This is a genomic window from Streptomyces sp. URMC 127 (assembly GCF_051386535.1).
GTDB lineage: Bacteria > Actinomycetota > Actinomycetes > Streptomycetales > Streptomycetaceae > Streptomyces.
In genome coordinates this window covers 1-24,807 of the sequence record NZ_JBPQTW010000007.1, presented here as the reverse complement: position 1 = coordinate 24,807, position 24,807 = coordinate 1, and the positions used below count along the sequence as shown (strand labels likewise).

The following is a 24,807-nucleotide window of genomic DNA, read 5'->3' as shown; positions in this document are numbered from 1 at the left end:
ATCTTGAGCTCAGGACGCCTGAGCGTGGCTGCTGTTCCGCGCCCGTGGGCCGAACGTGGACCAAAGGCGCGGAGGAGCTGCGCGCCCATGTGCCAAACGTCTAGGGAGGACGAATGGCGGGGCCCTTCACCCCTTCACAGGTGGACTTCACTCAGCATCTCGCAGCCGAACTCACCCAGGGCAACCGCACCATGGTGATCGTGATCGCGGCCGTCGCGCTCGCGGCGCTCGTGGTCGCCGTCGCCCTGGTGCGGCAGGTCCTCGCGGCGGGCGAGGGCACCGACAACATGAGAAGGATCGCGGCGGCCGTGCAGGAAGGCGCGAACGCCTATCTCGCCCGGCAGTTGCGCACGCTCGGTGTGTTCGCCGTGGCGGTGTTCTTCCTCCTGATGCTCCTGCCGGCCGACAACTGGTCGCAGCGCATCGGACGTTCGGTCTTCTTCCTGATCGGAGCGCTGTTCTCGGCGGCCACCGGCTATATCGGCATGTGGCTCGCCGTGCGCAGCAATGTGCGGGTCGCCGCGGCGGCGCGGGACGCCTCCCCGGCGCCGGGCGAGCCGGAGAAGGACCTGACGGCCGTTTCCCACCGCGCCATGAAGATTGCGTTTCGGACGGGTGGCGTCGTCGGGATGTTCACCGTCGGCCTCGGCCTGCTGGGCGCCTCCTGCGTCGTCCTCGTCTACGCCGCCGACGCGCCCAAGGTGCTGGAGGGATTCGGCTTCGGCGCGGCGCTGCTGGCCATGTTCATGAGGGTCGGCGGCGGCATCTTCACCAAGGCGGCCGACGTCGGCGCCGACCTCGTAGGCAAGGTCGAGCAGGGCATCCCCGAGGACGACCCGCGCAACGCCGCCACCATCGCGGACAACGTCGGCGACAACGTGGGCGACTGCGCGGGCATGGCGGCCGACCTCTTCGAGTCGTACGCCGTGACGCTGGTGGCCGCGCTGATCCTCGGCAAGGCGGCGTTCGGCGACGCGGGCCTCGCCTTCCCCCTGCTCGTCCCGGCGATCGGCGTGCTCACGGCGATGATCGGCATCTTCGCGGTCGCGCCGCGCCGCGCCGACCGCAGCGGGATGACCGCGATCAACCGGGGCTTCTTCATCTCGGCCGTCATCTCGCTGGCCCTGGTGGCCGTCGCGGTGTTCGCGTACCTGCCCTCCAGCTACGCCGATCTCAAGGGCATCGGGGACGACGCCATCCGCGCCCACTCCGGCGACCCCAGGGTGCTCGCCCTCGTGGCCGTGGCCATCGGCATCGTCCTCGCCGCGCTCATCCAGCAGCTGACGGGCTACTTCACGGAGACCAGCCGGCGGCCGGTGCGCGACATCGGCAAGACGTCCCTGACCGGCCCGGCGACGGTGGTCCTCGCGGGCATCTCCATCGGCCTGGAGTCCGCCGTCTACTCCGCCGTGCTCATCGCGCTGGGCGTCTACGGGGCGTTCCTGCTCGGCGGCACGTCCATCATGCTGGCCCTGTTCGCCGTCGCCCTCGCCGGCACGGGCCTGCTGACCACCGTCGGCGTCATCGTTGCGATGGACACCTTCGGCCCGGTCTCCGACAACGCCCAGGGCATCGCCGAGATGTCCGGCGACGTCGAGGGCGCCGGGGCGCAGGTGCTCACCGACCTCGACGCCGTCGGCAACACCACCAAGGCCATCACCAAGGGCATAGCCATCGCCACGGCCGTCCTCGCGGCGTCCGCGCTCTTCGGCTCGTACCGCGACGCGATCGCCACCGCCGTGCAGGACGTGCACGCCAAATCCGGGGAGCTGGGCCTGAGTCTGGACATCTCGCAGCCCAACAACCTCGTCGGGCTGGTCCTCGGGGCCGCGGTCGTCTTCCTCTTCTCCGGGCTGGCGATCAACGCGGTGTCCCGGTCGGCGGGCGCGGTGGTCTTCGAGGTGCGGCGGCAGTTCCGCGAGCACCCCGGGATCATGGACTACAGCGAGAAGCCGGAGTACGGGCGCGTGGTGGACATCTGCACCAAGGACGCGCTGCGCGAACTCGCCACGCCTGGCCTGCTGGCCGTCATGGCGCCCATCGCCGTCGGCTTCTCGCTCGGCGTCGGCGCGCTCGGCTCCTACCTCGCGGGCGCCATCGGCACCGGCACGCTGATGGCCGTCTTCCTCGCCAACTCCGGTGGCGCCTGGGACAACGCCAAGAAGCTGGTGGAGGACGGCAAGCACGGCGGCAAGGGCAGCGAGGCGCACGCCGCCACGGTCATCGGCGACACGGTCGGCGACCCCTTCAAGGACACCGCCGGACCGGCCATCAACCCCCTGCTGAAGGTGATGAACCTGGTGGCGCTGCTCATCGCCCCCGCGGTGGTCAAGTTCTCCTACGGCGTCGACGCCAACAAGGGCCTGCGGATCGGCGTCGCGGTCCTGGCGATCGTCGTCATCGTCGGTGCGGTGTACGTCTCGAAGCGGCGCGGCGTGGCCGTGGGAGACGACGGGAACGCCGAACGGGCGGCGAAGTCCGCCGATCCGGCGGTGGTGTCGTAAGAAACTGACACCTCAGCACCTCAGCACTCCGGTACTCCGAGCCCCGGGCCGGCGGCACGCAGCGCGACCCACGCCGCCGGCCCGGTGCACAGGTGCGGTGAATGACACGCTGAGCTTGATGCAAATGGCTCTAAAAGCGGGCATACGGGGTGCCCGGCTCCTGGGCGGTCCCGCTCGGACGTGTAAGTTCCGGGCCGAGAGCCATCGAAGGGACCGATCCGGTGAACAAGAAGCTTGCGGCCGTACTGTCCGGCGGTACGGCGCTTCTGCTGGCGCTGACCGGCTGCAGCGGCGACGACGACCAGAGCAAGAAGAAACTGGACGACTGGGCCAAGAAGGTCTGCGACCAGATGCAGCCTCAGGTGAAGAAGATCCTGGACGCCAACAAGTCGATCGCGAGCGTCCAGACCGAGGAGGACTCCAAGAAGGTCCAGCAGACGGACTCCGCGGCGTTCCAGGTCAGCGTCGACGCGTACAAGGCGCTCGCCGACGCGGTGCAGGGCGCGGGCGCGCCGCCCGTCAAGGACGGCGAGACCAACCAGAAGAACGCCGTCAAGGCGCTCAACGACCTCTCCACGGCGTACGCGAACCTGAAGAAGCGCAGCGACGCCCTCGACACCGGCGACAAGAACAAGTTCGGCGAGGGGCTCAGGGGCATCGGCGGCGACGTCTCCAAGCTCAGCAACCAGAGCACCGAGGCGCTCAAGAAGCTGCAGGAGGGCGACGTCGGCAAGGCCATGGCGAAGCAGCCGGGCTGCCAGAAGAACACGCTCTCGCCGGCACCGGCGCCCTCGGCGTCCAAGCAGTGACCCGGGGCGCCGTCCGGGCCGGGTGAGCGGCGGGGCACGGCGCCGCCGCGTCCCTGCGGGGCGCCGCCGCACCCCGCCGCTTTCGGCGTTTGCCGGTGCCGCCCCCGACAATGGTCCCGTGAGTACGCTCCTTCCCGCCGCCGACCGCGCGCGCAGCTCCCGGCTGCGCGACGCCCTGCTCGCCGCCGCCTTCACCGCCGACGGCCTCCTCGACCTGCTGGGCGCCCCCGCCTACGCCGCCCTCGCGCGCAGCGAGACCGTCCCGGCCCTGCGCGCCACCCGCGGCGACGGCCCGCTGGAGACGCTGGTCCGCCTCTTCCTGCTGCAGATGCCGGCCCCGTACGCGCGGGCCGCGGCGGCGCTGCCCGTCGACGAGTGCCTCGCCGGCGGCTGGCTCGTCCGCGACGGGGACGCCGTCCGCGCCACCGTGGACGTGCGCCCCTACGGCGGCCCCGACGGGCAGGACTGGTGGATCGTCTCCGACCTGGGCTGCGCGGTCGGCGGCGCCGGCGGCATCGCCGGGGGCGGGACCGGCCCCTCCGGGGTCGACCGCGCGCAGCTCGTCCTCGGCGTGGGCGGCGCCTCGACCACCCTCGCGGGCATCACCGTCCGCACGCCCGTCGCGAGCGTCCTCGACCTGGGTACGGGCTCCGGCATCCAGGCCCTGCACGCCACCCAGCACGCCACGCGCGTCACCGCCACCGACCTCAACCCGCGCGCCCTGCACATCGCGCGGCTCACGCTGGAGCTGTCCGGCGTGGCCGAGGCCGACCTGCGCGAGGGCTCGCTCTTCGAGCCGGTCGCGGACGACACCTTCGACCTGATCGTCTCCAACCCGCCGTTCGTCATCTCGCCCGGCGCCCGCCTGACCTACCGCGACGGCGGCATGGGCGGCGACGACCTGTGCCGCACCCTCGTCCAGCAGTCGGCCGACCGGCTGAACGACGGCGGCCACTGCCAGCTCCTCGCCAACTGGCAGCACGTCGAGGGCGAGGACTGGCGCGAGCGGCTGTCGTCCTGGGTGCCGCGCGGCTGCGACGCCTGGATCGTCCAGCGCGAGGTGCAGGACGTCGCCCAGTACGCCGAGCTGTGGCTGCGCGACGCGGGCGACCACCGCGCCGGCCCGGCCGAGTACGCCGCCCGCTACGACGCATGGCTGGACGAGTTCGAGGCCCGCCGGACCAAGGGCATCGGATTTGGCTGGATCACGCTGCGCAAGTCGGGCTCCGACCGGCCCTCCGTCGTGGCCGAGGAGTGGCCGCACCCCGTCGAGCAGCCGCTCGGCCCCACCGTCCGCGCCCACTTCGAGCGGCAGGACTTCCTGCGCACGCACGACGACGCCGCGCTGCTCGCCTCCCGCTTCGTCCTCGCCGACGAGGTTGTGCAGGAGCAGGTCGGCCTGCCGGGTGCGGAGGACCCCGAGCACGTGGTGCTGCGCCAGAACCGCGGCATGCGGCGGGCCACCAAGGTGGACACCGTCGGCGCGGGCTTCGCGGGCGTCTGCGACGGCTCCCTCACCGCCGGCCGGATCCTCGATGCGATCGCCCAGCTGGTCGGCGAGGACCCGGTGCTCCTGCGCGACCGGACGCCGGAGGCGATCCGCATGCTCGTCGAGCAGGGCTTCCTGACGCCTGCGGGGGAGTAGGGGCCTACGGGACGCCTGCGGGGGGTGGCGGGGCCTACGGCGCGGGTGCCTTCCCCCGGGGCCTCCGCGCCCGCCCCCGGGGCCTCCGCGCCCGCCCGTGTTTGCGCGCCGCAATTCCGGACATCGTTTTCAGGACAACCTGCTGTGTGCCTTCCGCCCGGACGCTTGTGTGCCGGGCGTTCCGGGCACCTCAGCTGAGGGCAGGGCCATGTCAAGGATCGTCCGGGGCTCCGGTGACTCTTTCGGGTCCAAGCCCGCGCCCCCGCGGCGCGCGGCCCGCCGTCCGCTCCTCCGCTGTCAGACCCTTGGCCAGGGCAGCCCGCGTCCCGTGAAGCGCGGCGCCCGGGGCGGAGTGGACGTAGCCTTCATTACGACCCTAAGAGTGTGATGTTGGATACCGTGCTGGTTAGAACGTACATCGGGTTACCGTTCGAGTGGCGTTGCGGACTTTTTCCGTTTGACACGGGGGCGGGATGTACCGTCACACTCCGCAGCGTCACCGCAGCGCCCACACCGAGTGCCGACCGGAAGAAGAGCGAAGTTGTCCCCGACCAGCGAGACCGCAAAGGGCGGCCGCCGACTCGTCATCGTCGAGTCGCCTGCCAAGGCGAAGACGATCAAGGGCTACCTCGGCCCCGGATACGTCGTCGAGGCGAGCGTCGGGCACATCCGTGACCTGCCGAACGGGGCCGCCGAGGTCCCGGCGAAGTACAAGGGCGAGTCCTGGGCCCGCCTCGGCGTCAACGTCGAGAAGGACTTCCAGCCGATCTACGTCGTGAACCACGACAAGAAGGACCAGGTCAAGAAGCTCAAGGAGCTGCTGGCCGAGTCCGACGAGCTCTTCCTCGCCACCGATGAGGACCGCGAGGGCGAGGCCATCGCCTGGCACCTGCAGGAGGTCCTCAAGCCCAAGGTCCCGGTCCGCCGGATGGTCTTCCACGAGATCACCAAGGACGCGATCCAGGCCGCCGTCGCCAGCCCGCGCGAGCTGAACAAGAAGCTCGTCGACGCCCAGGAGACCCGCCGCATCCTCGACCGCCTCTACGGCTACGAGGTCTCGCCGGTCCTGTGGAAGAAGGTCATGCCGCGGCTGTCGGCCGGCCGGGTGCAGTCCGTGGCCACCCGTCTCGTCGTCGAGCGGGAGCGCGAGCGCATCGCCTTCCGCTCCGCCGAGTACTGGGACCTCACGGGTGTCTTCGACACCGGCCGCCCCGGCGACAACAGCGACCCCTCGACCCTCGCCGCCCGCCTGGCCTCGGTCGACGGCAAGCGCGTCGCCCAGGGCCGCGACTTCGGGTCGAACGGCCGGCTGAAGGACGCCGCCCAGGTGCTCCACCTGGACGAGGCCGGCGCCCGCGCGCTGGCCGCCGCCCTGGCGGACACGACGTTCTCGGTGCGCTCGGTCGAGTCCAAGCCGTACCGCCGCTCGCCGTACGCCCCCTTCCGCACCACCACGCTGCAGCAGGAGGCCTCGCGCAAGCTCGGCTTCGGCGCGAAGGCCACCATGCAGGTGGCCCAGAAGCTGTACGAGAACGGCTTCATCACCTATATGCGTACGGACTCCACGACGCTGTCGGACACGGCGGTCAACGCGGCCCGTACGCAGGTCACCCAGCTCTACGGCGCCGACTACCTGCCCGAGAAGCCCCGCACGTACGCCGGCAAGGTCAAGAACGCCCAGGAGGCGCACGAGGCGATCCGCCCTTCGGGTGATCGTTTCCGCACGCCCGCCGAGACGGGCCTGACCGGCGACCAGTTCCGGCTCTACGAGCTGATCTGGAAGCGGACCGTCGCCTCCCAGATGAAGGACGCGACCGGCAACTCCGTCACCGTGAAGATCGGCGGCCGGGCGAGCGACGGCCGGGACGCCGAGTTCAGCGCCTCCGGCAAGACCATCACCTTCCACGGCTTCATGAAGGCCTACGTGGAGGGCGCGGACGACCCGAACGCCGAGCTCGACGACCGCGAGCGCCGCCTGCCGCAGGTCACCGAGGGCGACCCGCTGGCCGCCCGGGAGATCACCGCCGACGGCCACGCCACCAAGCCCCCCGCCCGCTACACCGAGGCCTCCCTGGTCAAGGAGCTGGAGGAGCGGGAGATCGGCCGCCCGTCGACGTACGCGTCGATCATCGGCACCATCCTCGACCGCGGCTACGTCTTCAAGAAGGGCACGGCGCTCGTCCCGTCCTTCCTGAGCTTCGCCGTCGTCAACCTGCTGGAGAAGCACTTCGGCCGGCTCGTCGACTACGACTTCACCGCCTCCATGGAGGAGGACCTCGACCGCATCGCCCGCGGCGAGGCCCAGGCCGTGCCGTGGCTGCGCCGCTTCTACTTCGGCGAGGGCACCGAGGGTGCCGCGGGCGGCGCCGCCGAGGCCGGCAACGGCGACGGCGACCACCTCGGCGGCCTCAAGGAGCTCGTCACCGACCTGGGCGCGATCGACGCCCGCGAGGTGTCCTCCTTCCCCGTCGGCGAAGGCATCGTGCTGCGCGTCGGCCGCTACGGCCCGTACGTCGAGCGGGGCGAGAAGGACTCCGAGGGCCACCAGCGGGCGGACGTGCCCGGTGACCTCGCGCCCGACGAGCTGACCGTCGAGTACGCCGAGGAACTGCTCGCCAAGCCGAGCGGCGACTTCGAGCTGGGCACCGACCCGGGCACCGGTCACCAGATCGTCGCCAAGGACGGCCGCTACGGCCCCTACGTGACGGAGATCCTCCCCGAGGGCACCCCGAAGACCGGCAAGAACGCGGTCAAGCCGCGCACGGCCTCGCTCTTCAAGTCCATGTCCCTCGACACGGTCACGCTGGAGGACGCCCTCAAGCTCATGGAGCTGCCGCGCGTCGTCGGCAAGGACGCCGAGGGCGTCGAGATCACCGCGCAGAACGGCCGCTACGGCCCCTATCTGAAGAAGGGCACCGACTCGCGCTCCCTGGAGACCGAGGAGCAGCTCTTCACGATCACGCTGGACGAGGCCCTCGCGATCTACGCCCAGCCCAAGCAGCGCGGGCGCGCCGCGGCCAAGCCGCCGCTGAAGGAGCTGGGCACCGACCCGGTCAGCGAGCGCCCCGTCGTGGTCAAGGACGGCCGCTTCGGCCCGTACGTGACGGACGGCGAGACCAACGCGACGCTGCGCCGTGACGACGACGTCGAGACGATCACGCCGGAGCGCGGCTACGAGCTCCTGGCGGAGAAGCGCGCCAAGGGCCCGGCGAAGAAGACCGCCAAGAAGGCCGCCGCGAAGAAGGCGCCGGCGAAGAAGACCGCCGCCAAGAAGACGGCTGCCAAGAAGACCGCGGCGAAGAAGACGACGACCGCGAAGAAGACCGCGGCCGCCAAGAAGACGGCCACGGCCAAGAAGACGACGGCGAAGAAGGTGGCCGCGGGCGCCGAGGCCGCCGCCGAGTGATCCGGCCGCTTGAGTGATCCGGCTGCCTGAGTGATCCGGCTGCCGCCCCCGGCTCCTGCCGGGGGCGGCGCGGCCGGATCCGTCAGCCCCCGTGGGGCATCCATTCGTTCGGGCGTACGTTCGGGTGAAAGCGCGTAAGCCCTGCACAGCCGGATAGGCTGGCAGGATGACGCGAGCCGAGCAGCCAACCGTGGTGACCTCCACCTCCGGCGCCCTAGCCGCGGACTCCCGCGAGCGTGCCATCCGGTCCCTGCTGCGTTTCCCCCCGCTGCGGCGGCTGTGGAACGCCCAGTTCGCCGGTGGTGTCGGAGACTCCCTCGCCCTCCTCGTGCTCCTGCTGCTGGCGCTGCAGGCCGCCGTTGCCGAGGGCTCCTTCGGCGGTGGCTACCGGGGCGCGGCGCTCGCCGTCGCCGCGGTCGTCGGGGCCCGGCTGCTGGCCACCCTGCTCTTCGGCGCGGTCCTGCTCGGCCCGCTCTCCTCGCTCATCGCCCCGGCCGGTCCCCTCGACCGCCGGTGGACCATGATCGGTGCGGACGGCGTCCGTGCCGGGCTGCTCGTCGTCGCGCCCCTGTGGCTCGGCTGGACGGGCGACCGCGCGCTCTCCTTCCTGCTGATCTCGGCCTTCGTGGCCGGTGTCGCCGAGCGGGTGTGGACCGTCGTCAAGGACAGCGCCGCCCCCGCCCTCCTTCCCGCGCCCGCCGTCGAGGGCTCCGCCGTACGGCCGCTGCCCGATCACTACGACGCGCTGCGGCGCCTCTCGCTGCGGACGAGTTTCGTGTCGCTGCCCTTCGCCGCGGCCGCGCTCCTCGCCGTCACGCTGATCGGCAATCTGCTCGGCTCCGGCATCGACTGGTTCCACCAGCACCAGGCGGCCCTCGGTTCGTTCCTCGCGGCCGCGCTGTTCGCCTGCTCGGCCGGCGTCCTGTGGTTCCTGGAGCTGCCCGGCGCGAAGTCGCCGCGCGTGCGCTCCCCGCTGGAGGGTCTGCGCCGCCCCCGCGGCGCCCAGGGCCCGGACACGGGCCGCACGGGCGCCATCCCGGTGCTCGTCCTGGCCTGCGCCGCCGTCGCCGGGGCGATCGCCGCGGCCGTCGGCGTCGCCGCCCTCCAGGCCGTCGACCTCGGTGGCGGGCCGGTGGCCTTCGGACTGCTCGTGCTCGCGCTCAGCGGCGGGCCCGTCATCGGCATCCGCAGCGCCGTCAAGGTGCTCCCCGGCTTCTCCCGGCGCCGGCTGCTCGCGCTGTCCATCGCGCTGACCGGCCTCGCGCTGCTGGCCGCCGGCCTCGTGCCCGACCCCACGACGGTGCTCCTGCTCGTGCTGCTCGCCGGTGTCTGCGCGGGCATCGCCGCCAACACCGGGCACTCCCTCCTGGACCAGGAGACCGAGGAGGCCCGCCGGCCCCGCACGACCGACCACCTGCACGCCGTCGTCCGCGTCACCGCGGCCCTGGGCGCGGTCGCCGCGCCGCTGCTCGCCGCGGGCATCGGGCCGCACCGGCTGGAGCGCGGCGGCTTCGTCTTCGCGCACGGCGGCGCCGCCTTCACGCTCATGCTCGTCGGCGCGCTGCTGCTGCCCGTGGGCGCCATCGTCCTCGGCAAGACCGACGACCGCCACGGCGTGCCGTTCCGGCGCGACCTGATGGACGTGCTGCGCGGCGGCGACCCCGAGCAGGCGCCCGCCGCCACCGGCTTCTTCATCGCCTTCGAGGGTGGTGACGGCGCCGGCAAGTCCACGCAGGTGCGGGCGATCGCCGAGTGGATCCGCTCCAAGGGCCACGAGGTCGTGGTCACCCGCGAGCCCGGCGCCACGCCGATCGGGCAGCGGCTGCGCGCGATCCTGCTGGACGTCTCCTCGGCAGGGCTGTCCGACCGCGCGGAGGCGCTGCTCTACGCGGCCGACCGCGCCGAGCACGTCGACTCCGTCGTCCAGCCCGCCCTCGCGCGCGGCGCCGTCGTCATCTCCGACCGCTACATCGACTCCTCCGTCGCCTACCAGGGCGCCGGACGCGACCTCTCGCCGACCGAGATCGCCCGCATCAACCGCTGGGCCACGGGCGGGCTCGTCCCCCACCTGACCGTGCTCCTCGACGTCTCGCCGGAGACCGCGCGAGAACGTTTCACCGAGGCGCCGGACCGGCTCGAATCCGAGCCCATGGAGTTCCACGACCGCGTGCGGACCGGGTTCCTCACCCTGGCCGCGGCCGACCCCTCCCGCTACCTCGTCGTGGACGCCGGGCAGGCGCCCGAGGACATCACCACCGTCGTACGGCACCGCCTCGACCAGGTCCTGCCGCTCTCCGCGGCCGAGATCGAGGCCCGCGAGCAGGCCCGCAAGGCCGCCGAGGAGGAGGCCCGCCGCAAGGCCGAGGAAGAGGCCGCGCGCAAGGCGGAGGAGGAGCGGCTGGAGCGCGAGCGCCAGGAGCAGCTCGCCAAGCTGCGGGCCGAGGAGGAGGCGCGCAAGCGGCGCGAGGCCGAGGAGGCCCGCATCCGCGAGGAGGCGCGCCTCGCCGAGGAGGCCCGGCAGCGCGCCGAGGAGGCCCGCCGGCAGGCGGAGGAGGAGCGCAAGCGCCGCAAGGCGGAGGAGCGCACGCGCGCCGCCGAGCAGGAGCGGCTCCGCAAGCAGGCCGAAGAAGAGGCCCGGCTGCGGGCCGAGGCGGAGGAACGGCGCCTGGAGAAGCAGCGCAAGGCCGAGGAGGCGCTGCTGAAGGCGGAGCAGGCGCGGGTGGCGGCGGAGGCCGCGGCGTCGGCTGCCGCCTCGGCGTCGGCTGCCGCTTCGGAGGCGCCGACCGTTGAGCGGCCTTCGCTGCGCAAGGAGCAGCGGGCGGAGGGGCCTGCGGCTGCGGAGGCTGCGACTGCGGAGCTCGCGGCTGTAGAGCCTGCGGCTGCGGAGCCCGCGGGGAGCTCGGACGAGACGCAGATGGTGCAGTCGCCGTCCGTCCACCGGCCGGATCCGCGGAACGTGGACGTCACCACCGGGGACGGCGTCGGCACGCGGGCCTCGGACGACACGGAGGTGCTGCCGCCGGTGTGGGCCGCGTCGCCTCCGGCTGCGCCGCAGCGGGTGACGTGGGGCGTGGAGCCCGAGCCGGAGGCGCCTGCGCCTGCGCCGTCCCGGGAGGCCGAGGAGACGGCCGTCTTGCCGAAGCCTTCGGCTGCGCCGGCTGCGGATGACGACACCGCGGTGACGGAGGTCCTGCCTCCGGTGCGCTCCGAGGGCCCGGCGGACCGGGTGCCCGACTGGCTGTTCCGGCCGGAGGAGCCGGCGGACACGGGTACGGATTCGGGTACGGGCGCGGACGCGGAGCGGACGCGTGAGATGCCGCGGGTGGAGGAGGACGCGCGGGGCGCCACCGAGAAGGGCCGCCGCCGCCCCGGCTGGGCGGAGACCGCTGAGGACGACCGCCCGACCCTGGCGGACGAAATCCTCGGCCCGCGCCCTGCCGGCCGCGGCGATGACGACGAGGACGAACGGGGCGGCCGCGGCGGCCGCGCCCGCTGAGACGGGGCCTTCCGGGCGGGCGTGGGCCCGGCACCGCCGGACTGCGCCGCCGTGGCTGACCGCCGCGGCGGCGGGACGGAGAGGCGTGGCCTCTCCGCTCCGTTCGGTCGGCGGCGGCATGTGCCGGCCGGCAGGCGGACTCGCCGCCGCAGCGGTGATCAGGTGCCGAGGTGCCGTTCTGCTGCCGGCGAGGTCGGTCGGACCCCGGCCCCCTCCCGCGTGGCGTCGGGTGTCAGTGCTGTGGCCCACAATGGGTAGCCGCAGGGTGAGGGACGCGGAGGCAGTCATGGCGGTGTGGGACGACCTGGTCGGTCAGGACCGGGTGACGGAGCAGCTCTCCGCGGCCGCGCGGGATGCGGACGCATTCGTCACCGGCGCGGCATCCGCCCCCGGCGAGGCGCCCCCGAGCGGCGGGTCGATGACGCACGCCTGGCTCTTCACCGGCCCCCCCGGCTCCGGCCGGGCCACCGCCGCCCGCGCTTTCGCCGCCGCCCTGCAGTGCGTGAGCTCCGACCGGGCCGTCAGCGGTCCCGGCTGCGGTTTCTGCGAGGGCTGTCACACCGCGCTCGTGGGTACGCACGCCGACGTCGAGGTCGTCCGCACCGACCAGCTGTCCATCGGCGTCAAGGAGACCCGTGACCTGGTCCGCCGCGCCCAGCTCTCCCCGGCCGGAGGCCGCTGGCAGGTGATCGTCCTGGAGGACGCGGACCGGCTGACCGAGGGCGCGGGCAACGTCCTGCTGAAGGCCGTCGAGGAGCCCGCGCCCCGTACGGTCTGGCTCCTGTGCGCGCCGTCCTTGGAAGACGTCCTGCCCACCATCCGCTCCCGCTGCCGCCTGCTCACCCTGCGCACGCCGCCGGTGGCCGCCGTGGCCGACCTCCTCGCCCGCCGTGACGGCATCGAGCCGGAGTTGGCGGCCCGCGTGGCCAGTGCCACACAGGGCCACATCGACCGCGCGCTCCGCCTGGCGACCGACGAGCGGGCCCGCGCGCGCCGCGCGGCCGTGCTCAAGCTGCCGTTGCGCGTGGACGACGTGGGCGGCTGCCTGAAGGCGGCCCAGGAGCTCATCGACGCCGCCGCCGAGGACGCCAAGCAGGTCGCCGAGGAGGTCGATGCCAAGGAGACCGAGGAGCTGCGGGCCGCGCTCGGCGCCGCGGCCGGTACGGGCAGCCGCCTGCCGCGCGGCACGGCGGGCGCCATGAAGGAGCTCCAGGACCGCCAGAAGCGCCGCAGCACCCGTACTCAGCGCGACAGCCTCGACCTGGCCCTGGTCGACCTGACCGGCTTCTACCGCGACGTCCTGGCGCTGCAGCTCGGCTCGCGCGTCGAGATCGCCAACGCCGACGCGCGGGACGCCCTGGAGCGCGTCGCCGCGGCGTCGGGCCCGGAGCGGACGCTGCGCCGCATCGAGGCGATCATCGACTGCCGCCGCGCCCTGGACCGGAACGTGGCGCCGCTGCTGGCGGTCGAGGCGATGACGATGGCGCTGCGCGCCGGCTGACCAGCAGCACGACGGCAGCACGCCGGCAGCACGCCGGCAGCACGACGGCAAAGCCGGCACGCCATTACGGGCGCAAGCGCGAAAGGCGAGCGCATGTCCGGTTACGCACTCTCACTCATATGAGGCCTCCTTGGCCCGGCGACTGGCGGCGGTCCACACGGGTGTCGATACGCTCCGTCGGGGCACAGCGGATCTCGTAACGCTGCGTAATGCCCGACTTCTTGCTGCCCTGCACCGCCCTGCACCTCCCTGCACCGCATCCGCGCAGCTCCAGCCTTCACGCAGAGGGACCAGCCGATGGACTCCAGCCGCCTGCTCCGTACCTCCGGCGCCGCCGTCGCTACGGCGGCGTTGCTGATCTCGGGATGCGCGCTCGGGAACACCGCGCCGCGGGCGACGGCGGCGGCCAGAGCGTACGACGGCAGGGACAGCGGTTCCTCCGGCTACGAGAGCGGCGGCGCCTTCGGGAGCATCGCCCCCATGAAAGGCCTCGGCCACACAGGGAGCCTCGGCCACACAGGAGGCCTCAGCCAGATGGGAGGCCTGGGCCGCATGACAGGCCTCGGCCACCCCGGAGGCAGGGGCAACGAAGCCCCCGACGGCGCCCGCACCCTCGCGCCCCTCCCCACAGCCCTCCCTCCGGCCCTGCGCCGCTACTACGGCCAGAAACTCACCTGGCACCCCTGCGGCACCAGCGGCTTCGAGTGCGCCACCCTCAAGGCCCCGCTGGACTACGACCACCCCCGCGCCGCGGACGACTTGAAGCTCGCCGTCTCCCGCAAGAAGGCCACCGGCTCAGGCCACGCCAAGCGCCTCGGCTCGCTCATGGTCAACCCGGGCGGCCCGGGCGGCTCCGCGGTCGGCTACCTCCAGCACCACGCGGGCCTGGGCTATCCCGCCGTCGTCCGCGCCCACTACGACATGGTCGCCATGGACCCCCGCGGCGTCGCCGGCAGCGAACCGGTCACCTGTCTCTCCGACACCGAGATGGACAGCTACACGCAGGTCGACCAGACCCCCGACGACGCCGCCGAGACCGCGGAACTCGTCGCCGCGTACACGAAGTTCGCAGACGGCTGCGCCTCCCGCTCCGGCAAGCTCCTGGGCCACGTCTCCACCATCGAGGCGGCCCGTGACATGGACGTCCTGCGCGCGGCCCTGGACGACGACAAGCTGACGTACGTGGGCGCCTCGTACGGCACGTTCCTCGGCGCCACCTACGCCGGGCTGTTCCCCTCCCGCGTCGGCCGTCTCGTCCTCGACGGGGCCCTCGACCCGGCCCTCGGCGCGGAGCAGGTCAACCGCGACCAGACGGCGGGCTTCCAGACGGCCTTCGTCTCCTTCGCGGAGGACTGCGCCCGGCGCAAGGACTGCCCGCTCGGCCCGTCCCCCGACCGGGCCGGCGACCGCCTCTCCGAATTCTTCGAGAAGACGGACGCGGCCCCGCTCGCCACCGGCAAGCCCCGCAAGCTCACCGAGAGCCTCGCGACCACGGGTGTGATCTCCGCCATGTACGACGAGGCGGCGTGGGGCCTGCTGCGCAACGCCCTGAAGGCGGCCTTCGACGGGGACGGCGGGCCGCTGCTGAAGCTGTCCGACGCCTACTACGAGCGCGACAGCCGCGGCGCCTACCAGAACCTCATGTACGCCAACGCGGCCGTGAACTGCCTGGACCTCCCCCCGGCCTTCCGCTCCCCGACCGAGGTCCGGGACGCGATCCCCGCCTTCCGGAAGGCGTCGCCGGTCTTCGGCACCGCCCTCGCCTGGGCGACCCTGGCCTGCGGATACTGGTCCGTTCCGGCCACCGGCGCCCCGCACCGCATCCCGGCCGCGGGCGCCGCGCCCATCCTCGTCGTCGGCACCACCCGCGACCCCGCCACCCCGTACGGCTGGGCCCGCTCCCTGGCCTCGCAGCTCTCCTCGGGCCGCCTCCTCACCTACGAGGGCGACGGCCACACCGCCTACACCCGTGGCAGCGCCTGCATCGACAACGCCGTCAACACCTACCTGCTCACCTCGACGCCGCCCCCGGCCGGCCAGCGCTGCTCCAGCTGAGACCGGCAATGAGACTGCAAACCCAAAAGGCCCAGGTCAGACAGTGTCTGACCTGGGCCTTGTCGGAGCCGCCTGCGGGATTTGAACCCGCGACCTACGCATTACGAGTTGTCCGATCTTGTTCCGTGGACGTTCGTGGGTGTCCATGAAGCACGGACTAACGCTGGTCAGGGCACGTCTTGGACGACAGCGGACGATGGCGGACACCGGCGGAACGAGCAGCAACTGAGACTAGAAATGAGACTCCGCTGCTCGGCGCTTGTCGCACGCCCGACAGGATCCGGAGGTACGGAGACGGGCTGGGCGCTCATGCCGCCCAGGCCGTCGGTGCCGAGTGAGGGTCTTGAAATCAACCCAGCAGGTGGGCGTTCACTGCGCGGGCCTCTCGCTCCAGATCGGGAAGTTCGAGCACGGTAACGCCGTGTTCCCTCAAGGTCTCTATGCCGACGCAGTCAGCGACGAAGAGCGAAGGTTCACTCCAGGCGATGACGACACGGCGGATCCTGGACCGGAGTACGAGCTGGGTGCAGGTCAGTGTGCGTGAGCGGCGCTGAGAACAGGGTTCGAGGGTGCTGTACAGCGTGGCAGTGGGCAGCCGCGGGTCGTCCTCGGACAGCTTGGCCAGCGCGGACTCCTCCGCGTGGACGTGGGGGTCGGTCTCCCGCGAATAGCCGTGCGAGATCTCATCCCCGTCTTCGCCGACGATGATGGCCCCCACCGAAAAGGCGCCGTCGGCCGGCGGGCAATTGCGAGACAGCTCAATGGCCTTGACCATCCATGCGTGGTCGGTCGCGGTGGTGTTGTTGCTGCTCACTTATTGCTCTCCTGCTTGGGGAGGTACCGGAGAAGCACGACGTCTCCGATGGCGCGCACCTCGGCCAGAGTCATGCGGCGACTGGATCCACCAGGGTAGGACGCCGGGTGCAGGAACTTGGGAGCGTTGGCATCGCCGACGACCAGTGGGGCAATGGCGAGGTGGATTTCATCGACCAGTCCCTGCGATAGGAAAGCCGTGTGGATGCTGCCGCCCCCCTCCACCATGAGCCGGGCTACCCCTCGCTTGCCCAAGTCGTCGAGGAGCTTTCCGAAGTCGATGTCATCACCCAGCGAGACGACATCGGCCAAACCGTCGAGCCGCGCTCGGAGCTTCTCGACCCCCGCGGCCGTGGTGTAGGCGACCTTCGCCCCACCGTGGTGCCAGAACTTGGCTTCAGGGTCCAGGTCGCCACTTCCCGAAATGGTGACCTTCAGTGGGTACTCGGGGAGGCCTCGGGCTATGCGGTCGGCGCGACGTGCATCACTGTTGACCAAGAGCCGCGGGTTGTCGGCGCGGATGGTTCCAGCGCCAATGAGAATCGCATCAGATTCGGCGCGGACTTGGTCAACACGGTCGAAGTCGTCGGCATTGCTCAGCAGGAGTCGGTCCGGACTCGTGTCGTCAATGTAGCCGTCGACCGAGGTCGCAACGCTCAGAAGTACGTGGGGGCGGGGCAAGGGTTCTCCCTGGGTGTGGGGTAACGAGTGAAGGTTGACGTCATGCTTCGTGCAGCACGGCAGCGTTGAGGGACTCGTGGAACTCTCGGACGGACGGGACTGTCCGCCACTGCTGCAGGTTGGTATCGAGCTGTGCCAACTCGGTCAAGATGCGGGCTGAACCCGTTTCCACTCCGATGGAAAGAGCCTGGAGCCCGACACTGGCAGCTTGCTCCGCATCGCGGCTGCCGGCGTGCGCTGAAGCTTCGCGGGCAAGATAGACGCCGTGGTCACGGTGGTATCCCGCGGGGAGAGCGCGGATCGCGGTCCGAAAGCCTGCCGCGGCTGCTTCGTGATTCCCGAGGGCTGACAGGCTCCGTGCGCGCTGGACATCGATGTAGGCATCGTCCAGCCACACTCCCCAAGTGGACTCGGGGTCGGATTCTGCCGCGTGGAGGAGGTCTCGTGCGTGGTCGTACGCGCGCATGCATTCTGCTTCGTCTCCGCGGAGCGCATGCCCATGAGCCGCGTACGTTGCAGCCACGGCTGCAAGGCGGGTGTGAGGCCGTGCTGTGTCCTCTGCCGCTTCTGCCACGTCGACGGCTTCCACGGGATCTCGCATGTCCCCGGCGAGCTGACTCTTGCGGGCCAGGATGTAGACGGTCAGATCCCGGTCTCCGGCAATGTGCGACCACTGGAGTGCTCGGTCCGTCCAGTACTGGGCCGCTCGATGGTCGCCGGCGTCCTGATGGAACCAGCCGCACAGCTCCGCGAATTGGGTCTGCACTTGTAGGAGCTGACGTCGGTCGGCCCCCCGCTTCCCTTCGCGTAGTGCGGTAATGGCGTTGATCTGCTCCTGCACCCTGGGGATGAGCGCACGTGGTCCGAACAGGTTGTCTGAGTCGATGAGCGTGCGCCGGATGGCTTGAAGGTGCTCGACGGGGTTGCGGTCGGGAAGGGCCGTTCGGGGTAGCGACGGGCTGGCCTGGGCCGTGGGAGCACCCGCGAGGCCCACGGCTGCGGCACCGATGCCGCCGAGGAATACCCTGCGAGGTACGGACACGAAGATGATCCTTCCGTCGGAAGTGCGGCAGGGGACGGCGATCCCCTCTGCATCCGACAGTGCCTGCGCGTCCGAACCTTCGACCAGAGGGATTTGGCTGTTGGCCACATGAGGACCAGCTTTAGCCACATGACCACGGGACAAAGCGGCTATATCGGTCCCGCTCTGAATCTCCCTATGAAGCCGGACTAACGTGCCGCCGGCGTTCAACGCCTGGTCGTACGCCTGAACCAGGGCTGCTGAAGCTGCTTGTCGCCCCCGCTCTGCTCGGGCCATGTAGCTGTAGTCGTACCTGATGAGGGCCTGCAGCTTGGCGAGGGACAAGCCGCGCGCAGTGCGTCGTGAGCGCATCTCGGCGCCAAGGTAATGCTGCGGGCTCGCGTACGGCGTCAGCTCGGCTGGACGTTGTCCCATGCCTCCTCCTCGATGTGGCCCATGTGGCTGCTAACTGGCAGCCACATCGCGTGCCTGGTGGCCAGGACCGCGGTCTCGCTACAAACGGCACAGAGCGAAATCCAACCTATCGGTGCCGGATGGGCGAGGAGGGGTGAGCGTGGGATTGACGGCAGGTGAGCAACGTGAACTGATCACGGCCCTGCGTCAGCTGTCGCAGCACGCACATGAGCTGGAGAGACGGCTCGACCGTGTGGGGCGGCGCCTCACTTCGGCTGCTCTGCCTCCAACTGCTGCAGCCGGTCGTCCAGGCGAGCCAGGTGCTCACGCAGGAGCTCGATCTCTCTCATGATGGCCGTGAACTCCGGACTGCGTTTGACCTGTGGCTTCGTGCGTTCGGGCTCGTCGGTCACGTAGTAGCCACGCGTCGAGTCGGCCCGGACTAGGCCCCGGGCGGCAAGGGTCTGAAGAGCCTTGGTCGCCGTCCCCGGGGCAACCTGGAAGCGCATGGCGATTTGCCGGACTGCTGGCAGTCGCTCCCCTGGCTTCAGCCTCCTCGCGACGATGTCGGCGCGCAGTTCATCCGCGATCTGTTGGTGCACCCGGCGTGCGTCGTCGGCGGTAGGCGTCATACCCAAGATGCTAGCCAACCCCTTACTGATCCAACCGGCACGAGCAACACAACCTCTTGTACTGCTTGTAGCAGCCGTGCTAGAACAGTCTCGTTGGCGGGTCGTCCCCGCACGGAGTGGACGCCCGTCGATGAGCGACTCGACCTGCACGAACGCCCGGAGGAAAGCCCGCAGGGGTCAGTACGAAGGAAGCGTCAGTTCATTGAGAACTCAACAGAGCGATGAGCTTGACGGGGGCGAAAGTCCCCGTCCCCGCAACGGCCCGGGTGACGGCCGCTGGCAGCCACTTTGTGGCAGGTGACCCTGTCCTGTCCGCGTATCAGCTCTGGAGAACAGTCGTGGGGGTCAACCCCTTGATTGCCACCTGATCCGCGCTGCCCTGCTGGCGTCAGAGCAGTGACGATGACGCACCGACTTCCCGGGCTCGGGGCTGGTCGGCCGTTGCCGCGGCTGAGCAGCGAAGCCCCTACCGCTCCTCGACTGGGAGGGAAGCGTGTACCGACGAAGACCCGAGACGCCTGCCGGGCTGGACCGGTCCGGCAGGACGTCCTTCGCGTCACCCACCACCGGCCGCCCCGAGCACGGGTCCGGCCGGTGATCGCTACCGGGACCGCAGCCAGGCGCTGCGGCGGTTGCCTCCTCCGCCCGTCCGGCCCGCGCTCCTCGCGGTGCCCGGAGGGGCGGGGTGGAAGGGAGCCGAAGATCCGGTTTCACCCAAGGCGCGGTCCCGGTGCGGACACACCGGGACCGCGAGGGCCGTTCCTGATGAAGGGAGCACGACCCCATGACGCACATCATCCCCGATCCCGCCCACGCGGTGGGATCGGGTTTACTGCCGCCGGTCATGGAGCCGACGGACGCCGAGCTGGACGCCATCGAGCAGGAGATGCCGCTGATCCTGGCGGAGGTCGAGCTGCTGGACGCCCAGATCGCGGTGCTCGACCGCCCGCTGTCGGGTGTGGACGTGCAGCGGCTGCGCCGGGCGTTCCGCCGGGTGCTGGCCGCGCGCCGCCTGCTGGCCAACCGGGCCGCGGGCGGATCGGAGGCGGCCTGATGGACACCTTCGACGTGCTGTCGGCCGGTGCGACGGCGGGCCCGCTCATCGCGGGTTGGTCCGCGCACACGCTGTGGATGCGCCAGCGGCTGACGCGGGCGCGGATGGACGCGCTGACCGGCCTGCCGGCCCGTGAGCTGTTCACGCACTTCGCCCGCCGTGACCTGCGCCGTCTGGAGCAGGTGGCTGTGGTGCTGCTGGACCTGGACGGGTTCAAGGCCGTCAACGACACCCACGGGCATGCGGCCGGCGATGCGGTGCTGGTCGCCGTGGCGGGGCGGTTGCGGCGGTGGGCAGCGGACCTGGACGGCACTGCCGCCCGGCTGGGCGGGGACGAATTCGCCGCTACCGCCTTCACCGAGTCCATCGCCTACCTCCCGGGCCACCTGCGGGCCCTGGAAGCCGCGCTGCGTGAGCCGGTGCCCTTCCGGGAGACGACGCTTCCCGTGGGGGCGTCGATCGGCGCGTACACCCACACCACCCTGCCGCGCATCGACCTCGGAACCGCGCTGCGCAGGGCGGATGAGGCCATGTACGCGGCGAAGCGGGACGGCGGCGGATGGCGGATCGCCGACGGCCCCATCCCGGAGATGACGACCACGAACGGTCGGCGGACCGGCCGCCCGGGGACCACAGTGCTGCCGGGGGGTGCGCGGTGAGCTGGTACACCAACGCGGACGACCACATCACCCGGCACCCCGAGCCCCCGAGCACCGCAGGCGCCACGCTCTACGACATCGCGGGCCTGCATGGTGCCGCTCTGCGCCGGAGCATCGCGGTCCACGAGGCCGGTCACGCGGTGCTCGGGTTCGCTTTCGGGATCCCGGTCGCGGCGATCTGCGTCCGGGAGGACCTGGGCATGGTGGGCGAGGGCCCGGCCGCGTGGGTGCAGTGGGGCCGGTACTGGGACGTCCCGTGGCAGCGCTCCATCACGATGTGCGCTGCCGGGGAGCGAGCCGAGGACCGGCGGCTGCGCGAAGAGGGCCTGTGGACCCCTGAGCGTGCCTGGGTCGCCGAACGCACGGCCGAGAGTGATCGGCAATGCGTAGCGGATGTGCTGCGGGCGCACTGTGGGATGACGCTGTCCTACGGGTGCGCCTCGGCCGGTGCCATCGACTACGCGACCGTGACGGCCGCAGCCGACGCGGCCCTGGATCACCTGTGGGACCGGGTCCTGTCGCTGGCCGCAGCACTTGACCAGCGTGGTCACCTCACCGGCCGTCAGGCCGCCCGATCCGCCCGCCTGACGCACATCGCCATCACATGCGACGACGCGCCCGCGCGGCCGACGGGCGTCGAGGACGGGTACCTGGAGGCCATCGCTGCGGCGCGCGGGACGGGCACTGCGCGGGAGGCGGCATGACGGCCACGACTCCCTTCTGGAGGTGCACGATGAGCGCCCTGCGTCACCGTCTCTACCGCCGCCTGCACCCGCGCCGCTACCAGGCCGGGAGGATGGCGGAGCAGCGTCACCAGTTCCTGGAGCTCGACCCGCACCTGGTGCGCGACGACTTCACCCGCCCGGCCGTCGTGGACGACGCCGCGCTCGCCGCCGTGGAGGCCCTGGCCGGTCCCCTTGCGGTGGGGAAGGGGGAAGCATGAGCACGCTGACCATGGGCGACCTGCGGGCGCCGCTGGTGCTCTTGCGGCTGTTCGGCGTGGACTTCGCCCATCTGCCGGCACCGTCTGTCTCGGTGTCCACCGTCTACCCGGACGTGCTGGAGCTGTCCTTCCACGATGATCTCGCCGGGTTCGAGGCATGGCGCGAGGCCCTGGGGATCGCCCCCGAGGCGGTGAGCTACCACGAGCAGTCCGCCGGCTCCACGCGCGTCCTGCGGGTGGTGAGCGACTACGCAGGGGCCCGGGTTGAGCTGGTCGGCTACGCCAAGATCTCCGCCTCCGTGTCCCTGCGTTCACGGCAGGGGGCGGCGCCGTGAACGGTGTTCAGGTGCGTTCAGCTGAACGCGGGCTGTCGGTGGGCATGTGGGTGATCGTCGGCGGGTCCATGCTCTACTCGGTCTTGACGGTCACGCCGCTGATGGCGGCCCACACGCCCAGGGCGTGGGTGTGGACGGCACCGATCCTGCCGCTGGTGGTCGATGCCGCGGTGGTGATCGTCGTTCGTCTCGATTCCGTCCTGGCCCGCCTCGGCGGGCACGGCGGGCGCTGGCCGGTCGCCCTGCGGTGGATGACCGGGGCCATGACGCTCGCCCTGAACGTCGGCGACTCCGCCCTGCACCGCGACGCGGTCGGGGTGGCTGTTCACGCGGTGGCACCGCTCCTGCTCATCGTCACCGCGGAGACCGGATTGGCCTACCGGCGCGCCATCGCTGCTGCCGTGGCGGCCCTGAAGGCCAAGGAACGCTCCGAGCGTGAGGCGCGCGAGCAGGCTGCCGCCAACCGTCAGGAAGAGGCTGCGCAGCGGGCCTGGGAGGCTCGTGAACATCAGGCCCGCCTGGCTCGTGAACAACGTGAACACGAGGCCCGGCTTGCCCGGGAAGAGGCTGAACGGCAGGAGCGAGTACGGCGCGAGGAACAGGAGCGAGCCGAGGCCCGGGAGCGGCAGGAGCGGGCCGAGGCGGAGCGCCGTGAACGCGAGCGTGAACAGCAGCAGCGCGAGCGTGAACAGCGTGAACGCGAGGCTGCCGAGGCCCGCGAACGCGACGCCCGTCAGCGTGCTGAGCAAGAGCGCCGTGAACGCCAGGCCCGCGTCGAGCGAGCTGAGCGTGAACGGGCCGCCCTGCTGTCCGTCGGCCCGGCCGTCGAGAAGCTGCCGGAGGACCGCGCTCGCGCGACCGTCCGCGCGGCGTTCGACGCCAGCCTGCCGGTGCGCGCTGCGGCGGAGCTGACCGGCTGGTCCACCGGCTGGGTCAGCTCCCGCTACCAGGAACTGCGCGACACCCCCAACCCGACGCCCAAGGTCCTCCAAGGAGCAGCCTCGTGAAGCTCTCCCCGCACACCACGCCCGTGGAACCGGTCGATCTGCTGATCCGCCTGCACAACCTCGTCGGCGCCGCGGTCGACGTCACCGGCAGCCAGTACGACAAGTCCACCTGCTGGGTCTGCCACGGCTGCGGATCCGCGTCGAAGGCGCCCGAGAGGGACTACCTCACCTTCACCCGCAACAAGGCCAACGGCCACGCCAACGAGTGCCGGGCCGCCTACCACAACCTGCGCTGACGGTCATGCACTTCTACGACCCGACCGGGGCCAGATACGGCATCCCCACGTACCCGTGGCGCCTGGCCCCGGACGGGTACGCCACCCGCCGTCAGCTCCGCGCCCGCGGCCTGCGCCCGGGCGGGCAGCCCATCGCCGCGCAGATCATGTGGCGCAGCCGGCGCCGGGGCGTGCGGGTCGCCTACCTCTACCACGTCGACCGCGCCCTGCCCGTACGGCCCATGACCCCGGGCCGGGCCGCGGCACTGGCGGCGGCGATGCTCGCTCGCCGCACCTGCCCCACCTGCCACCAGGACGCCGGCTACTGCATCCCCACATCCCTCAGGGAGTGCGTGACCTGCGCCTACCCCGAACAGCGCGCCGCCTGACCCCTTTCCTGAATGGAGGAATTGTGTCCAGCTCGACCGCACAACCGATCACCGGTACGCAGGGCATGACCGCGTACCACTACATCACCACCGTGCAGACCCGCAGCGGCCACTTCGCCACCCGTGACGGGATCCTCAACGTGCCCGTCGGTTTCACCCGCGCCGCGTGCTTCGGCCACCTGCTGTCCCAGCTCACCGAGGAGTACAGGTCGCCGCTCGTCGTCCTGTACTTCGCCCTGGAGCCCAACACCCTCACCACGGACTCGGGCCAGTGATGGCCCGGCGCATACGGGTGGTCATCGCCTTGGGGTTGGGAGCCGTCGCGGCCGCGGTGGTCTGGTCCCGGCTCCGCCCGTACGGGCTGCCGTGGGACCTCATGGCCGTGTGCGTGCTGCCGGTGGCCGGGACCATCGCGTCCACTGTGCTCCATCTCGCCGAGGTGTGCAGTGCCACCACGCACCGGTGCACGGCGCCGGGCTGCACCTTCCGGATTCGCACGACCGGGGTGGACGCGGCGGAGCACCGGCGCTGGCAGGAGGCCGCGTCCGCGCACCCTGACCACCGTCTCCCGCGGTCCGTGTGACCGCATCTGTACGGCGCCCCCGGCCCGCTTTCTCAGGGCCTGGCCGGGGGCGCCTGCTCCCACTGACGAAGGAGCGTCACCAGCATGGCGGAAAAGATCGCTGCGGGGGAGAAGCCCCCCGGCCAGACGGAACGGACCCTTGACGAGGTGGGCGGCACGGCCCCCACGCTGCCGATCGAGCTGACGGTCACCTCCTCCGATACCGAAGACGGCAAAGACAAGAAGGGGCGGGAGCGGGCGCCGCGGCAGAGCCCGGTGCCCGTGCTGCCGTTCGCGGTGGCCGGCAGTGAGGCGCTGGCGGTCTCCGGCAGCGGCCTGTACGCGGCGGCGGGTCCGGTCGTCCTGGTCGCCGCGGCCGGCGTGGTGACCGCGGGTGCGGTGACCACCGCCGCGGTGGCCGCCCGGCGCCGCCGCAAGAACGGCCGCTGGGACCTGGGCGGGCACCACCGGTCCTCCGGTCTCGGCTGGGGCAGGGGCCGATCGGATCGCCGGGGGGCCGGCAGGAACGGTCTCCTGTCCGGCGCCACTCCCCGCAGGAGCGGAGGAAGCGGAGGCGGCGGGCACTTCGGCCCCCGGACTGCTGGTGCAGGCAGGGGAAGTAGCGGCTCGGGCAGCAGGGGCGGCGGCGCTGGCCGCGGTCCGTCC

The 24,807-nt window shown here is 71.6% G+C and carries 21 protein-coding genes and 1 pseudogene; 18 read left to right on the top strand and 4 right to left on the bottom strand.

Going from position 1 to position 24,807, the window contains the following annotated elements:
* Nucleotides 1-113 precede the first annotated feature (113 nt).
* The 7 genes from ACSNOH_RS03535 (at nt 114) to ACSNOH_RS03505 (ending at nt 15,416) form a co-directional block, all read left to right on the top strand.
* Nucleotides 114-2,504 (top strand): sodium-translocating pyrophosphatase, encoded by a 2,391-nt coding sequence (locus ACSNOH_RS03535; protein ID WP_436719682.1) that lies wholly within the window; start codon nt 114-116, stop codon nt 2,502-2,504.
* Nucleotides 2,505-2,725: 221 nt separating this feature from the next.
* Nucleotides 2,726-3,313 (top strand): small secreted protein, encoded by a 588-nt coding sequence (locus ACSNOH_RS03530; RefSeq protein WP_436719681.1) that lies wholly within the window; start codon nt 2,726-2,728, stop codon nt 3,311-3,313.
* A gap of 118 nt (nt 3,314-3,431) precedes the next feature.
* Nucleotides 3,432-4,958, top strand: coding sequence for a DUF7059 domain-containing protein (locus ACSNOH_RS03525; protein ID WP_436719680.1), 1,527 nt, complete (start codon nt 3,432-3,434; stop codon nt 4,956-4,958).
* Between the two features lie 541 nt (nt 4,959-5,499).
* The gene (gene topA, locus ACSNOH_RS03520) at nt 5,500-8,364 is read left to right on the top strand and encodes a type I DNA topoisomerase (protein WP_436719679.1); all 2,865 of its coding nucleotides are present in this window, start codon (nt 5,500-5,502) and stop codon (nt 8,362-8,364) included.
* A gap of 166 nt (nt 8,365-8,530) precedes the next feature.
* Entirely contained in the window at nt 8,531-11,860 is a 3,330-nt protein-coding gene (gene tmk, locus ACSNOH_RS03515) for a dTMP kinase (RefSeq protein WP_436719678.1), read from the top strand.
* A 286-nt stretch (nt 11,861-12,146) separates the two neighbouring features.
* Nucleotides 12,147-13,361: a DNA polymerase III subunit delta' gene (locus tag ACSNOH_RS03510; RefSeq protein WP_436719677.1), complete on the top strand. Its 1,215-nt coding sequence runs from the start codon at nt 12,147-12,149 to the stop codon at nt 13,359-13,361.
* 297 nt (nt 13,362-13,658) lie between these two features.
* Nucleotides 13,659-15,416: an alpha/beta hydrolase gene (locus ACSNOH_RS03505; RefSeq protein ID WP_436719676.1), complete on the top strand. Its 1,758-nt coding sequence runs from the start codon at nt 13,659-13,661 to the stop codon at nt 15,414-15,416.
* 349 nt (nt 15,417-15,765) lie between these two features.
* Here ACSNOH_RS03505 and ACSNOH_RS03500 read toward each other — a convergent pair whose 3' ends face one another.
* From ACSNOH_RS03500 to ACSNOH_RS03485, 4 genes are all read right to left on the bottom strand, one after another.
* The gene (locus ACSNOH_RS03500) at nt 15,766-16,230 is read right to left on the bottom strand and encodes a deaminase (RefSeq protein WP_436719675.1); all 465 of its coding nucleotides are present in this window, start codon (nt 16,228-16,230) and stop codon (nt 15,766-15,768) included.
* Complete coding sequence (locus ACSNOH_RS03495; RefSeq protein ID WP_436719674.1) at nt 16,227-16,910, bottom strand: RibD family protein; 684 nt, start codon at nt 16,908-16,910, stop codon at nt 16,227-16,229. Before ACSNOH_RS03495 ends, ACSNOH_RS03500 begins: the two co-directional genes overlap by 4 nt.
* 40 nt (nt 16,911-16,950) lie before the next feature.
* The gene (locus ACSNOH_RS03490; RefSeq protein WP_436719673.1) at nt 16,951-18,366 is read right to left on the bottom strand and encodes a helix-turn-helix domain-containing protein; all 1,416 of its coding nucleotides are present in this window, start codon (nt 18,364-18,366) and stop codon (nt 16,951-16,953) included.
* Nucleotides 18,367-18,611: 245 nt separating this feature from the next.
* A complete protein-coding gene (locus ACSNOH_RS03485) occupies nt 18,612-18,977 on the bottom strand; it encodes a GntR family transcriptional regulator (RefSeq protein ID WP_436719672.1) in 366 nt (121 codons plus the stop codon).
* A 784-nt stretch (nt 18,978-19,761) separates the two neighbouring features.
* On the opposite strand from ACSNOH_RS03485, the gene ACSNOH_RS03480 reads away from it, so the two are divergent.
* The 11 genes and pseudogenes from ACSNOH_RS03480 to ACSNOH_RS03430 form a co-directional block, all read left to right on the top strand.
* The gene (locus ACSNOH_RS03480; RefSeq protein WP_436719671.1) at nt 19,762-20,031 is read left to right on the top strand and encodes a DUF6284 family protein; all 270 of its coding nucleotides are present in this window, start codon (nt 19,762-19,764) and stop codon (nt 20,029-20,031) included.
* On the top strand, nt 20,031-20,690 hold the full coding sequence (locus tag ACSNOH_RS03475) for a GGDEF domain-containing protein (RefSeq protein WP_436719670.1): 660 nt from the start codon (nt 20,031-20,033) through the stop codon (nt 20,688-20,690). The genes ACSNOH_RS03480 and ACSNOH_RS03475 overlap by 1 nt, the downstream gene beginning before the upstream one ends.
* Nucleotides 20,687-21,394, top strand: a complete 708-nt coding sequence (locus ACSNOH_RS03470; protein WP_436719669.1) for a hypothetical protein — start codon at nt 20,687-20,689, stop codon at nt 21,392-21,394. Before ACSNOH_RS03475 ends, ACSNOH_RS03470 begins: the two co-directional genes overlap by 4 nt.
* A 29-nt stretch (nt 21,395-21,423) precedes the next feature.
* Nucleotides 21,424-21,633 (top strand): hypothetical protein, encoded by a 210-nt coding sequence (locus ACSNOH_RS03465; protein WP_436719668.1) that lies wholly within the window; start codon nt 21,424-21,426, stop codon nt 21,631-21,633.
* Nucleotides 21,630-21,968 carry a hypothetical protein gene (locus ACSNOH_RS03460; RefSeq protein ID WP_436719667.1) on the top strand — a complete coding sequence of 113 codons (339 nt, stop codon included), beginning with the start codon at nt 21,630-21,632 and terminating at the stop codon, nt 21,966-21,968. The genes ACSNOH_RS03465 and ACSNOH_RS03460 overlap by 4 nt, the downstream gene beginning before the upstream one ends.
* Nucleotides 21,965-22,975 carry a DUF2637 domain-containing protein gene (locus tag ACSNOH_RS03455; RefSeq protein WP_436719666.1) on the top strand — a complete coding sequence of 337 codons (1,011 nt, stop codon included), beginning with the start codon at nt 21,965-21,967 and terminating at the stop codon, nt 22,973-22,975. The genes ACSNOH_RS03460 and ACSNOH_RS03455 overlap by 4 nt, the downstream gene beginning before the upstream one ends.
* A complete protein-coding gene (locus ACSNOH_RS03450; protein WP_436719665.1) occupies nt 22,972-23,211 on the top strand; it encodes a hypothetical protein in 240 nt (79 codons plus the stop codon). Before ACSNOH_RS03455 ends, ACSNOH_RS03450 begins: the two co-directional genes overlap by 4 nt.
* 5 nt (nt 23,212-23,216) lie before the next feature.
* Complete coding sequence (locus tag ACSNOH_RS03445; protein WP_436719664.1) at nt 23,217-23,579, top strand: RRQRL motif-containing zinc-binding protein; 363 nt, start codon at nt 23,217-23,219, stop codon at nt 23,577-23,579.
* Between the two features lie 23 nt (nt 23,580-23,602).
* Nucleotides 23,603-23,854 (top strand): hypothetical protein, encoded by a 252-nt coding sequence (locus tag ACSNOH_RS03440; protein WP_436719663.1) that lies wholly within the window; start codon nt 23,603-23,605, stop codon nt 23,852-23,854.
* The gene (locus ACSNOH_RS03435) at nt 23,854-24,162 is read left to right on the top strand and encodes a hypothetical protein (protein WP_436719662.1); all 309 of its coding nucleotides are present in this window, start codon (nt 23,854-23,856) and stop codon (nt 24,160-24,162) included. The genes ACSNOH_RS03440 and ACSNOH_RS03435 overlap by 1 nt, the downstream gene beginning before the upstream one ends.
* An 84-nt stretch (nt 24,163-24,246) precedes the next feature.
* Nucleotides 24,247-24,807: pseudogene (locus ACSNOH_RS03430) on the top strand (hypothetical protein); the annotation flags it as partial.